Origin of the sequence: Roseateles puraquae (assembly GCF_002205845.1) — a bacterium.
GTDB classification, from domain to species: Bacteria; Pseudomonadota; Gammaproteobacteria; order Burkholderiales; family Burkholderiaceae_C; genus Pelomonas; species Pelomonas puraquae.
Genome location: NZ_NISI01000009.1, coordinates 18,604 through 31,102, shown reverse-complemented (window position 1 = coordinate 31,102; position 12,499 = coordinate 18,604). Strand labels below are relative to the sequence as shown.

At 68.8% G+C, this 12,499-nt stretch carries 10 protein-coding genes; 9 read left to right on the top strand and 1 reads right to left on the bottom strand.

The window, feature by feature from the left end; genetic code table 11:
• Nucleotides 1-48 precede the first annotated feature (48 nt).
• On the top strand, nt 49-1,875 hold the full coding sequence (locus tag CDO81_RS19320; protein ID WP_088484871.1) for an ABC transporter transmembrane domain-containing protein: 1,827 nt from the start codon (nt 49-51) through the stop codon (nt 1,873-1,875).
• 51 nt (nt 1,876-1,926) lie between these two features.
• Here the strand turns inward: CDO81_RS19320 and CDO81_RS28525 are convergent, their stop codons facing one another.
• Nucleotides 1,927-2,694 (bottom strand): PEP-CTERM sorting domain-containing protein, encoded by a 768-nt coding sequence (locus CDO81_RS28525; protein WP_088484870.1) that lies wholly within the window; start codon nt 2,692-2,694, stop codon nt 1,927-1,929.
• Nucleotides 2,695-3,110: 416 nt separating this feature from the next.
• Between CDO81_RS28525 and CDO81_RS19310 the strand changes: the two genes are divergently transcribed.
• Genes CDO81_RS19310 through CDO81_RS19275 form a run of 8 tightly spaced genes read left to right on the top strand, consistent with a single transcriptional unit; the run spans nt 3,111 to nt 12,457 of the window.
• Nucleotides 3,111-4,310, top strand: a complete 1,200-nt coding sequence (locus CDO81_RS19310) for an efflux RND transporter periplasmic adaptor subunit (RefSeq protein WP_088484869.1) — start codon at nt 3,111-3,113, stop codon at nt 4,308-4,310.
• Between the two features lie 18 nt (nt 4,311-4,328).
• A complete protein-coding gene (locus tag CDO81_RS19305; RefSeq protein WP_088484868.1) occupies nt 4,329-7,490 on the top strand; it encodes an efflux RND transporter permease subunit in 3,162 nt (1,053 codons plus the stop codon).
• A 1-nt stretch (nt 7,491) separates the two neighbouring features.
• Nucleotides 7,492-8,952: an efflux transporter outer membrane subunit gene (locus CDO81_RS19300; RefSeq protein ID WP_088484867.1), complete on the top strand. Its 1,461-nt coding sequence runs from the start codon at nt 7,492-7,494 to the stop codon at nt 8,950-8,952.
• 14 nt (nt 8,953-8,966) lie between these two features.
• On the top strand, nt 8,967-9,569 hold the full coding sequence (locus tag CDO81_RS19295) for a TetR/AcrR family transcriptional regulator (RefSeq protein ID WP_144397309.1): 603 nt from the start codon (nt 8,967-8,969) through the stop codon (nt 9,567-9,569).
• A 38-nt stretch (nt 9,570-9,607) separates the two neighbouring features.
• The gene (locus CDO81_RS19290) at nt 9,608-10,423 is read left to right on the top strand and encodes a thymidylate synthase (RefSeq protein ID WP_193466519.1); all 816 of its coding nucleotides are present in this window, start codon (nt 9,608-9,610) and stop codon (nt 10,421-10,423) included.
• The gene (locus CDO81_RS19285; RefSeq protein WP_088484864.1) at nt 10,420-10,914 is read left to right on the top strand and encodes a dihydrofolate reductase; all 495 of its coding nucleotides are present in this window, start codon (nt 10,420-10,422) and stop codon (nt 10,912-10,914) included. The genes CDO81_RS19290 and CDO81_RS19285 overlap by 4 nt, the downstream gene beginning before the upstream one ends.
• Before the next feature lie 3 nt (nt 10,915-10,917).
• Nucleotides 10,918-11,496, top strand: coding sequence for a DUF4337 domain-containing protein (locus CDO81_RS19280; protein ID WP_088484863.1), 579 nt, complete (start codon nt 10,918-10,920; stop codon nt 11,494-11,496).
• Between the two features lie 34 nt (nt 11,497-11,530).
• Nucleotides 11,531-12,457 carry a LysR substrate-binding domain-containing protein gene (locus tag CDO81_RS19275; RefSeq protein ID WP_088484862.1) on the top strand — a complete coding sequence of 309 codons (927 nt, stop codon included), beginning with the start codon at nt 11,531-11,533 and terminating at the stop codon, nt 12,455-12,457.
• Nucleotides 12,458-12,499: the final 42 nt, after the last annotated feature.

Here is a 12,499-nt window from a genome sequence, read left to right as displayed (position 1 = left end):
TGCGATCCGGTCCGGCACCTCCCGTCTGCCGGCCCCCGACAAGAACCCATGAGTTCCACCACCGACCGCCCTGCCTCCAAACAGGCCCGCTCCCTGCGCGGCCTCGTGCCCTTCCTGCGGCCCTACCGTGGCCGCATCGCGCTGGCCGTGCTGACACTGCTGCTGGCCGCACTCGCCACCCTCGCCTTCCCGCTGGCCCTGCGCGGCCTGATCGATGCCGGCTTCGAGGCCGGCAACCCGGGCGAGCGGCTGATGGCCTTGCGCGAGCACTTCCTGGCCATGTTTGCGGTGGGGGCGGCGCTCGGCATCTTCTCGGCCTCGCGGTTCTACATGGTCACCTGGCTCGGCGAGCGGGTTACGGCCGACCTGCGCAACGCCATCTACACCCATGTGCTGAAGCAGAGCCCCGAGTTCTTCGAAACCACGCAGACCGGCGAGGTGCTGTCACGCATCACGACCGACACCACCGTCGTGCAGACCGTGGTGGGCTCCAGCCTATCGATGGGCCTGCGCAACGTGGTGATGGGCATCGGTGCGCTGACCATGTTGGTCGTCACCAACCCCTACGTGATGGGCCAGGTGCTGGGCATCCTGGTGCTGATCGTGGCGCCCGCGCTGTACTTCGGCCGCCGGGTGCGCAAGCTGTCGCGCGCCAGCCAGGACCGTGTGGCCGACACCTCCGCGATCGCAGCCGAGGTGCTGAATGCCGTCACGGTGGTGCAGAGCTACACCCAGGAAGGCGCTGAAGCCCGGCGCTTCTCGGCGGCCAGCGAGGCGGCGTTCGACACCGCCCGCAAGCGCACCAAGGTGCGCAGCTTCCTGGTGGCCTTCATCATCACCGGTGTGTTCGGCGCCATGCTGTGGGGCCTGTACCAGGGCACGCAAGCCGTGATTGCCGGCAAGATCAGCGCCGGCCACCTCGGGCAGACGGTGGTCTACGTGACGCTGCTGGTCAGCAGCGTGGCCGTGCTGGCCGAGGTCTGGGGCGATGTGCTGCGCGCCGCGGGCGCCACCGAACGGCTGATCGAGCTGATGAACGCCCGCTCGCCGGTGGGCGACCCGGCCCAGCCGCAATCTCTGCCCGCCACGCGCGGTGGCACGCGGGTCGAGTTCGACCGCATCGGCTTCCATTACCCGTCGCGCCCGCAAACCGCCGCGCTTGACCAGCTCAGCCTCACCATCGAGCCCGGCGAGACGGTCGCGCTGGTCGGCCCAAGCGGCGCCGGCAAGACAACCGTGTTCCAGCTCCTGCTGCGCTTTTACGACCCGCAAAGCGGCCAGATCCGGCTGAACGGTGTGCCGACGCAGCAGCTCAGCCTGGCTGACCTGCGCGCCAGCGTGGGCCTGGTGCCGCAGGACAGCATCATCTTCTCGACCACCGCGATGGAGAACATCCGCTATGGCCGGCCCGAGGCCACCGATGAAGAAGTGATGGCTGCCGCCCGCGCCGCCTTTGCCGACGATTTCATCCGCGCTCTGCCCGAGGGTTACCAGAGCTTCCTCGGCGAGCGCGGCGTGCGCCTGTCGGGTGGCCAGCGCCAACGCATCAGCATCGCCCGCGCGATGCTGAAGAACCCGCCGCTGCTGCTGCTGGACGAAGCCACCAGCGCACTCGACGCCGAGAGCGAACGCGTCGTTCAAGCGGCACTCGAGGCCGCCATGCTCGACCGCACGACGCTGGTCATCGCCCACCGGCTGGCCACCATCCAGAAGGCCGACCGCATCGTGGTGCTGGAAGCTGGCCGCATCGTGGACATCGGCCGGCACGATGAACTCGTCGCCCGCGGCGGGCTGTACGCCAAGCTGGCCGCGATGCAGTTCGGGCTCGAAGACGAGGCCCTGGGCCGCGCGAGGGCCGAAGCGGTCACCGCCTGACAGACACAACAAAGCCCGCGGCTCGGCGGGCTCTTGAGGCGAAGCAGCCGCTCAGGCCTTGCGCCGGCGCATCACGCCCAGGCCCGCCAGGGCCACGCCCACGAGGGCGAGCGACGCGGGCTCGGGAATGACGTTGCCTTCAAAGTTCACACTGGCCGACAAGCCGCTGACCAGCGTGATGGTCAAGCCGTCGACCTGGCCGGTGAAGCCATTGGCCCAGCCAGAGCCCGTCTGCAGGCTGAAGACGTTCACGAACTCCTCGCGGTAGTCCACCGTGGCGCCAGTCTGGCCGGCACCGTCCCAGGTCACCGCCCCGGCGAGCAGCTCGGACCAGGTCGGGTCGGTGTAGGTGCCGAAGGTGTTCGAGCGCGGCTGGTCGTAGAACTTCAGCGCCTCGCTGCCACCCGTCGTCCACTGATGCCAGGCGCCCGCCGTCGCCGTCGGGCTGGCCACGAAATAGGGCTCGGCATTCAGCCGGGTGTGGTACCAGCTCGAATCGCCCTGCTGCTTGGCCGTGTAGAGGAGCAGCGTCCAGTCCGGCGCGCCGGCGCCCTGGGCCTTGTTCGTCCAAAAGCTCATCGAGGCGATGTCGGAGATCTTGACCGCCTGACCGAACAAGGCCGTGGCGGAGATGTAGAACTCGCCCTTGTTGACGCCGTTGCCCGCGAGCGAGCTGGCGCCGAATCCCGTTGGAGCGCTGCCGCCAAGCGCCCCGTTGACGACCAGGGCACTGGTCGGATCGATCGTTACGTCAGCGCTTGCCGTCTGGGCCAGCCCGACGGCCAGCAGCGCGGCGCACAGCACCTGATTCAGTTGCATGGAAGTCTCCTTGTTGATCGGCGCCGCACGGGAGGTGCTGGCGCGATCGGTTGAAGCAACGAACGCGCCAGCGCCAAGCGTCCATCCCTAACCCGTTGTCCGGGCACACCTTTTGTTAGGGGGGCCACGCAGGTGGCGTCTTGCGTCTTCGCCGGTGTCAAAGAAGTCGACAGGTTTCGGACAGCTTTCAGGCGCCGGCTGAGGCCATCGGGCAGCCCGTGCAGTGCGGTTCGAGATCCGTGACGGATGCCACGCGCGGCGCCTGAAAGACCCCAGGTGAATGAATGGTCATTCACTTTCTCCTTGCCGCTACGGCGCCGATTCATAGAATGAACGCTCATTCACACAACACCCAAGGGTGCTCCCCGCCTGAAATAGCCGAGGCGCCCGCCGGAACACCGTCCCTGGAGCGCTCCATGCCCAAGCTGTCTGCCTCAACTCCCCAGCCCGGGGCCGCCAACCGCTGGCCCCTGATTGCCACCCTGGCCCTGTCCATCACCGCAGCGGCCGTGCTGACGGCCTGCGGCCAGGCTGACGCCCAAGGCGGACCGCCCGCTCAGGGGCCGGCACCGGTGGGCGTGATCACGCTGCAACCGCAGCGCGTGACCCTGAACACTGAGCTCGCCGGCCGTACGGTCGCCACCCAGACCGCCGAGGTGCGCCCCCAGGTCACCGGCCTGATCAAGACCCGCGCCTTCACCGAAGGCAGCGACGTCAAGCCCGGCCAGTTGCTCTACCAGATCGACCCCGCCAGCTACCAGGCCGCGCTGGACAGCGCCAAGGCGAGCCTGGCCAAGGCAGAGGCCAACGCCACCACCGCGCGCCTGAAGGCCAGTCGCTATGACGAGCTGGCCGGCATCGACGCCGTCAGCAAGCAGCTCCGCGACGACGCCCAGGCCGCCCTCAAGCAGGCCCAGGCCGACGTGGAAGCCGCCAAGGCCGCCGTGCGTACCGCCCAGATCGACCTCGACCGCACCCGCGTCACCGCGCCCGTGGCGGGCCGCATCGGCCGCTCGGCCGTCACCGCGGGCGCCCTGGTCACCGCCAACCAGGCCACGGCCCTGGCCACCGTGCAGCAGCTCGACCCCATCTATGTGGACGTGACCCAGACCAGCGCCGAACTGCTGCGCCTGCAGCGCCAGCTGGCCGACGGCACGCTGCAGCGCGACGGCAACGGCCAGGCGCGCGTGAGCCTGCTGCTGGAAGACGGCAGCACCTACCCGCTGGAAGGCAAGCTGCAGTTCTCCGAACTGCAGGTGGACCCAGCCAGCGGCAGCGTCACGCTGCGCGCGCAGTTCCCGAATCCCAAGCGCCAGCTGCTGCCGGGCATGTATGTGCGCGCCCAGGTGCAGACGGGTACGCAGGCGCAGGCGCTGCTCGTGCCGCAGGCGGCCGTCTCGCGCGACGCTCGTGGCAATGCGACCGCCATGGTCATCAAGGACGGCAAGGCCGAAGGCCGCGTGCTGCAGACGGCCGGCGTGGTGCAAGGCCAGTGGCTGGTGACCGGCGGTGTGGCCGCTGGTGAGCAGCTCATCGTGGATGGCCTGCAGCGCCTGCGCCCCGGCGCTCCGGTGCAAGGCGTGCCTGCAGCGGCTGCCTCTGCCGCCAGCCGCTGATCAAGAGGGAGCCCCACCATGTCGCGCTTCTTCATTGACCGCCCCATCTTTGCATGGGTGCTGGCCATCGTCATCATGCTGGCCGGCGCGCTGTCCATCCGCAGCCTGCCGGTCTCGCAGTACCCCAGCATTGCGCCGCCGCAGGTGAGCATCAATGCCCGCTACCCGGGTGCCTCGGCCAAGACGCTGGAAGACACCGTCACCCAGGTCATCGAGCAAAAGCTCAAGGGCCTGGACGGCATGACCTACATGTCCTCCACGTCGGACTCGCAGGGCAACGCCACCATCACCGTCACCTTCAATGCCGGCACCAACCCCGACATTGCCCAGGTGCAGGTGCAGAACAAGCTGCAGGCCGCCACGCCGCTGCTGCCGCAGGAAGTGCAGCGCCAGGGCGTGACCGTCACCAAGTCCACCATCAACTTCCTGATGGTGCTGGGCTTTGTGTCGGAAGACGGCAAGTTGTCCCAGGTCGACCTGGCCGACTATGTGTCGTCCAACGTGCTCGACCCGCTGAGCCGCGTGGACGGCGTGGGCGAGGTGCAGCTCTTCGGCGCGCAGTACGCCATGCGCATCTGGATCAACCCGACCCAACTGGCGCAATACAACCTGACGCCGGATGACGTGTCCGCCGCCATCCAGGCGCAGAACGCCCAGGTCTCGGCCGGCCAGCTCGGCGCGGCCCCGGCCAACGTCGGCCAGCAGCTCAACGCCACCATCACCGCGCAGACCCGGCTGCAGACGCCGGAGCAGTTCCGCAACATCGTGCTGAAGACCCAGGCGAGCGGCGCCACCGTCCACCTGAGCGACGTGGCCCGGGTGGAGCTGGGCGCCGAGAACTACGCCACCGTCTCCCGCTACAACGGCAAGCCGGCGGCCGGCGTGGCCGTGAAGCTGGCCACCGGCGCCAATGCCCTGGCCACGGCCAAGGCCGTCGAGGCCGAGGTCAAGCGCCTGGAGGGCTTCATGCCCGCCGGCATGAAGGCCGTGGTGCCCTACGACAGCACGCCCTTCGTGCAGGTGTCCATCGAGGAAGTGGTCAAGACCCTGGCCGAGGCCGTGGTACTGGTGTTCCTGGTGATGTACCTCTTCCTGCAGAACTTCCGCGCCACGCTGATCCCGACGATTGCTGTGCCGGTCGTGCTGCTCGGCACCTTTGGCGTGATGGCCGTGGCTGGCTTCTCGATCAACACCCTGACCATGTTCGGCCTGGTGCTGGCCATCGGCCTGCTGGTGGACGACGCCATCGTGGTGGTGGAGAACGTCGAGCGCGTGATGACCGAGGAAGGCCTGTCGCCCAAGGAGGCCACGCGCAAGTCCATGGGCCAGATCAGCGGTGCGCTGGTGGGCATCGCCATGGTGCTGTCGGCGGTGTTCGTGCCGATGGCCTTCTTCGGCGGGTCCACGGGCGTCATCTACCGCCAGTTCTCGATCACCATCGTGTCGGCCATGGTGCTGTCGGTGCTGGTGGCCATGGTGCTCACCCCGGCGCTGTGCGCCACGCTGCTCAAGCCCGGCCACGGGCCGGCCACGCGCGGCTTCTTCGGTGCCTTCAACCGCCGCTTCGAGCAGGCCACGGCCGGCTACGAAGGCGTGGTGGCCCGCATGCTGCGCCGCTGGGGCCGCCAGCTGGTGGTCTACGGCCTGATCGTCGCCGGCATGGCGGTGCTCTTCCTGCGCCTGCCCACCGCCTTCCTGCCTGAGGAAGACCAGGGCATCCTGTTCTCCCAGATCCAGCTCCCGGCCGGCGCCACGCAGGGCCGCACGCTGGAGGTGGTGAAGCGCGTGGAAGACCATTTCCTGCAGAACGAGAAGCAGGACGTCGCCTCCGTGTTCGCCGTGACCGGCTTCAGCTTTGCCGGCCAGGGCGAGAACATGGCCATTGCCTTCGTGAAGATGAAGGACTGGTCGGAGCGCAAGGGCCGCGAGCACTCGGTGCAGGCCATCGCCGGCCGCGCCATGGGCCAGTTCATGCAGTTCCGCGATGCCATGGCCTTTGCGTTCGCGCCGCCCGCCGTGCTGGAACTCGGCAATGCCAACGGCTTCGACTTCTACCTGCAAGACCAGGCCGGTGTCGGTCGCGAGACGCTGACCGCCGCGCGCAACCAGCTCCTCGGCATGGCCGCCCAGGACAAGCGCCTGATGGCCGTCCGCCCCAACGGCCTGGAAGACGCGCCCCAGCTGCGCCTGGACATCGACACCGCCAAGGCCGGCGCCCTGGGCCTGTCGGTCAGCGACATCAACAGCCTGCTCTCCACCGCCTGGGGCGGCAGCTACGTCAACGACTTCATCGACCGCGGCCGCGTGAAGAAGGTCTATCTGCAGGCCGATGCGCCCTACCGCATGCAGCCGCAGGACCTGGAGAACTGGCGCGTACGCAATGCCTCCGGGCAGATGGTGCCGTTCTCCGCCTTCGGCACCGCACGCTGGGAGCTCGGCTCGCCGCGCCTGGAGCGCTACAACGGCCTGCCTGCGGTCGAGGTGCTGGGCCAGCCCTCGCCCGGCCTGAGTTCCGGTGTCGCCATGCAGGCCGTGCAGGACATTGCTGCCAAGCTGCCGCAGGGCGTGGGCCTGAGCTGGACGGGACTGTCCTACCAGGAACGCCTGACCGGCGGCCAGGCGCCGATGCTGTACGCACTGTCTCTGCTGGTGGTCTTCCTGTGCCTGGCGGCACTGTATGAGAGCTGGTCGGTGCCGTTCGCCGTGATGCTGGTGGTGCCGCTGGGCGTCATCGGCGCGCTGCTCGCAGCAATGGGCCGCGGGCTGTCCAACGACGTGTACTTCCAGGTCGGCCTGCTGACCACCATCGGCCTGTCGGCCAAGAACGCCATCCTGATCGTGGAGTTCGCCAAGGCCCAGATGGAGGCCGGCAAGGACGCGGTGTCTGCCACGCTGGAAGCCGTGCGCCTGCGGCTGCGCCCCATCCTGATGACGTCGCTGGCCTTTGGCCTGGGCGTGCTGCCGCTGGCCTTGGCCTCGGGCGCTGGCTCGGGCAGCCAGAACGCCATCGGCACCGGCGTGCTCGGCGGCGTGGTCTCGGCCACGGTGCTCGGCCTGTTGTTCGTGCCGGTGTTCTTCGTCGTGGTGCGTCGCTTCTTCCCCAGCCGCAGCGCCACCCCCACCCCTGTTGCCACCCCGTCGCCGGCTGTCCAGCCCGCGGCTTCCCCGGAGGGCCTCTGACATGCGCCCCACACTGAACTTCTTCCTGCCCACGCTGCTGACCGTGAGCCTGGCCCTGGCCGGCTGCGCCTCCCTCGCCCCGGCGCATGAACGCCCGGTGGCGCCCGTGGCCAGCGACTGGCATGCCCCGGACGGCGCTGCCCCGGGCGCCCGTACGGCCGCCGAACTCGGCTGGCGCGAGTTCATCACCGATGCCCGCCTGCGCGAGGTCGTCGAGCTCGCACTGCAGCAGAACCGCGACCTGCGCGTGGCCCTGCTGAACGTGCAGCGCGCCCAGGCCCAGTACGGCGTGCAGCAGGCCGACCGCCTGCCGAGCCTGTCCGCCACCGGCGGCCAGACGGCGCAGCGCACACCGGGCAGCCTGACCGGCACCGGGCAGCCCGTGATCAGCCGGCAATACACCGCCGGTGTGGGCATCAGCGCCTTCGAACTGGACCTGTTCGGTCGCGTCAAGAACCTGACCGACGCGGCCCTGCAGCAGTACCTCGCCACCGACGAGGGCCGCCGCAGCACGCAGATCAGCCTGATCGCCCAGGTCGCCAGCAGCTGGCTGACCCTGGCGGCCGACCAGGAGCGGCTGCAGCTGACCGAGCAGACCTTGAAGGCCCGCGAAGACGGCCTGCGTCTGACGCAGCGCCTGCAGGCGGGCGGCATCTCCTCGACGCTGGACCTGCGCCAAGCCGAGATCGCGGTTGAGCAGGCGCGGTCCGACCTCGCCAGCCTGACCCAGTTGGTCGCCACCGACCGCAATGCGCTGGAGCTGCTGGTGGGTGCGCCGCTGCAGGCAGGCCACTGGCCGGTGGCCGGCAGTGCCGAAGCGGCCACGCTGACCGCCGAGCTGCCCGCCGGCCTGCCCTCCGAGGTGCTGCTGCAGCGGCCGGATGTGCTGCAGGCCGAGCGCAGCCTGCAGGCGGCCGAAGCCCAGATCGGCGCCGCCCGCGCCGCCTTCTTCCCGCGCATCAGCCTGACGGCCAGCGCGGGCACCGCCAGCAATGCCCTCGACGGCCTGTTCAAGGCCGGCAGCGGCAGCTGGAGCTTCATCCCGCAGATCAGCCTGCCCATCTTCGACGCCGGTCGCAACCGTGCACAGCTCAAGACGGCCCAGGTGGACCGCGATATCGCGGTGGCCCAGTACGAGAAGGCCATCCAGACCGCCTTCCGCGAAGTGGCCGACGGGCTGGCCCAGCGCGCCACCCTCGGCCAGCAGGCCCAGGCCCAGCAACGCCTGGTGGCGCAGACCACCGACGCGCTGAAACTGGCCGAGGCCCGCTTCAAGGCCGGCGTGGACGACCGTCTGGCCACCCTGGACGCCCAGCGCAGCCTCTACGCCGCGCAGCAGGCCTTGGTGCAAGTGCAGCTGTCGCAGCAGCTCAACCGGGTGACGCTCTACAAGGCCCTGGGCGGCGGCACGCTCACCGAGACCCAGGCGGCTGCCGCAACACCGCGACAATCGGGCGGGTGAACGCCGCACCGACCATGACCACCGCTCCCACCGAACGCGCCCAGGCCCGCCGACAGCAGGTGCTGGATGCGGCCTCCGACGCCTTCCGGCGCCGGGGCTTTCATGCCGCCAGCATGGCCGAGATTGCCAAGCTGGCCGGCATGAGCCCGGGCCACATCTACAACCTCTTCGAGAACAAGGACGAGATCATCGCGGCCATCGTCGAGCGGGACTGCGAGGAGATCCTGGCGCGCATCTCCGAGATCCAGCAGGAGGGCGACCTGCTGCAGAAGATGCTTGAAGGCACCGAGCAGGCGCTGGACGAGCACAGCGAGGTGGCCAAGGCCGCCCTGCAGCTCGAAGTCTTGGCCGAGGCCAGCCGCAACCCGCGGCTGGCGGCGGTGGTGCGGCGCAGCCAGGCGCTGGTCAACGAACGGGCCCAAGCCTTGATCCGGCAGAGCCTGGGGGAACAGGCGCATGCGGTGTCCGATGAAGAGATCCAGGGCCGCTCGCTGCTGCTGGGCGCGCTCTTCAACGGCCTGACGGCGCTCAGCGTCCGAGACCCCGAGGTCGCCCGGCAGATCCCGGTCATGGCGCCGGTGATGCGCCGCGTGCTGCAGGTGCTGCTCGCGCCCTGACAGCCTGGGGGCAGCCTGCCCCGGCTGGACGACGGAGAATGCGGGCCATGAGCACGCCTCCCCGCCAATACGAAGACTTCATGCGCCATGTGTTCGAGCATGGCGTGCACAAGAGCGACCGCACCGGCACCGGCACGCGCAGCGTGTTCGGCCACCAGATGCGCTTCGATCTGAACCAGGGTTTCCCGCTGGTCACGACGAAGAAGGTCCACCTCAAATCCATCATCCTGGAGCTGCTGTGGTTCCTGCGCGGTGACAGCAACGTCAAGTGGCTGCAGGAGCGCGGCGTGACCATCTGGAACGAATGGGCCCGCGAGGATGGCGACCTCGGCCCGGTCTACGGCGTGCAGTGGCGCAACTGGCCCACGCCGGACGGCGGGCACATCGACCAGATCGCCGACGTCGTCAAGACGCTGAAAGCCAACCCCGACAGCCGCCGCATCATCGTCAGTGCCTGGAACGTGGCCGACCTGCCCAAGATGGCGCTGATGCCCTGCCATGCGTTCTTCCAGTTCTACGTGGCCGACGGCAAGCTCAGCTGCCAGCTCTACCAGCGCAGCGCTGACATCTTCCTGGGCGTGCCCTTCAACATCGCCTCCTACGCGCTGCTCACCATGATGCTGGCCCAGCAGTGCGACCTGGCGCTGGGTGACTTCATCTGGACCGGCGGCGATTGCCACATCTACGACAACCACGTGGAGCAGGTGCAGACCCAGCTCGCCCGCGAGCCACGTCCCTACCCCACCATGACGATCAAGCGCCGCCCCGACTCGATCTTCGATTACGCCTACGAAGACTTCGAGCTCAGCGGCTACGACCCCCATCCCGCCATCAAGGCGCCGGTCGCGGTATGAGCCGCATCACGCTGGTGGCGGCTGTCGCCCGCGATGGCGCGATCGGGCGCGACAACGCGCTGCTGTGGCACCTGCCGGAAGACCTCGCCCGCTTCAAGGCGCTCACGCTGGGCAAGCCGGTCGTCATGGGCCGCAAGACCTGGGACTCGCTGCCGCCGCGCTTTCGCCCCCTGCCCGGCCGGCGCAACCTGGTGGTGAGCCGCAGCACGCGGGAACTGACGGGGGCCGACGTGTTCCCAAGCCTGCAAGCGGCCCTGGCCGCCTGTGCCGGCGAGGCGGAGGTGTGCGTGATCGGAGGCAGCGAAATCTATGCGCTCGCCCTGCCCCACGCCGACCGCCTGGCCCTCACCGAGGTCGACGCGGCTTTCCCCGACGCCGACCGGCACTTCCCGGCCTGGCCGCGCGAACGCTTTGCCGAATCGGGCCGCGAGGCCCACACCAGCGCCGCGGGCCTGCATTACGAGTTTGTCGACTACCTTCGCAAGGATTGATTCATGTCCGGACACGGTTTCCACGTCCACGGCCCTCACGAACACGAGCTGGAACACGCGGCCCAGCACGAGCCCAAGGGCTTCGCTGGCCAGCTCGCCGTCATCACCGCGGTGCTCGCCACCGTGGGCGCCTTCTTCTCCTACATGGGTGGCGCCACGCAGGCCAATGCCGGCATCCTGAAGAACGACGCGGCCATCAAGAAGACCGAGGCCAGCAACCAGTGGAACTACTACCAGTCCAAGAGCAGCAAGCAGAACCTCGCCGAGCTCGCACTGGAGCTGACGCCGAGCGAAGAGCAGAAGGCCAAGTACCGGGACAAGATCGCCCGCTACGAGAAGGAAAAGGCCGACATCAAGGCCAACGCCGAGAAGCTGGAAGAAGAGTCCAGGCACTTCGACGAGAAGAGCGAACAGCAGCTGCACATGCATCACCGCTGGGCGCAGGCCACCACCGCGCTGCAGGTGTCGATCGCGGTGGCCGCCATCGCCCTGCTGACGCGGCGCCGCTGGATGGAATGGGCCACGCTGGTGTTCGGCGGCATCGGCTGCGTGCTCGGCGCGCTGGCGGCGCTGCACCTCTGACGCGCTGTTCTTGCCGGCGCTAGGATGCCGGCCCATGCTCGAGCGCATCGACGAAGAGATCACCTTCCGCAAGCTGGAGATCCTGCTGGCCTTCATGGAGGCCGGCAGCCTGGCGCGTGCGGCCGAGCGGTTGGGCGTGAGTGCCGTCAGCGTGCACCGCGCGCTGCACTCGCTGGAAACCGGCACCCGCTGCAGCCTGTTCCGTCTGGAGGGCCGCAACCTGCAGCCCAACGATGCGGCGCATGCGCTGGCCGACGTGGCCCGGGAGGTGCTCCAGTCCATGGCCCAGGGCATCCGCGCCACGCGCGAGATCGCCGGTTATGCGGCCGACCGCATCCGCATCGGCTCGTTGTACTCGCTGACCAGCGGCACCGTGCCGGCCCTCATCATGGCGCTGCGCCTGCGCAAGCCCGACATCCAGACCGAGCTGGTGCTGGGCTCCAACAGCGAGCTGCTGCGCAAGCTGCGCGAGGGCGAGCTCGACGCCACCGTGATGGGCCAACCCGACGGAGCGGCCGACATTGAATCGCAGCTGCTGTTCGAAGACGAGATCTTCTTCGCCGCACCGGCCAACTCGCCCTACGCGCGGCAGGCGGTTGTCGACCTGGGCGCCTGCGCCGACGAACGTTTCGTGTCACTCAACGAGGGCTACGTCACGCACGATCGCTTCCGTGACGCCTTCCGGGTGGCGGGTTTCGAGCCCCATGTGGTCATGACCACCAACGACATCTTTTCGTTGATGAACCTCGTGGGCGGCGGCATCGGCTGTACCTTGTTACCGGGGCGCATCCGCAGCGTGCTGCCGCGCAATGTGTGCCTGGTACCCCTGCTGCCGCAGTTCCAGATGCGGCAGAAGATCAGCGTCATCTTCCTGCGCACCCGCGAGCGCGACCCCAACCTGCTGTCGCTGCTGGCAGCCTGCCGCGGCTACTCCGCCGAACTCCAGGCAAACCAGGGTTAACCCACGACCCTTGCAGTCAGCGTAACGGTCGCTGACGGAGGT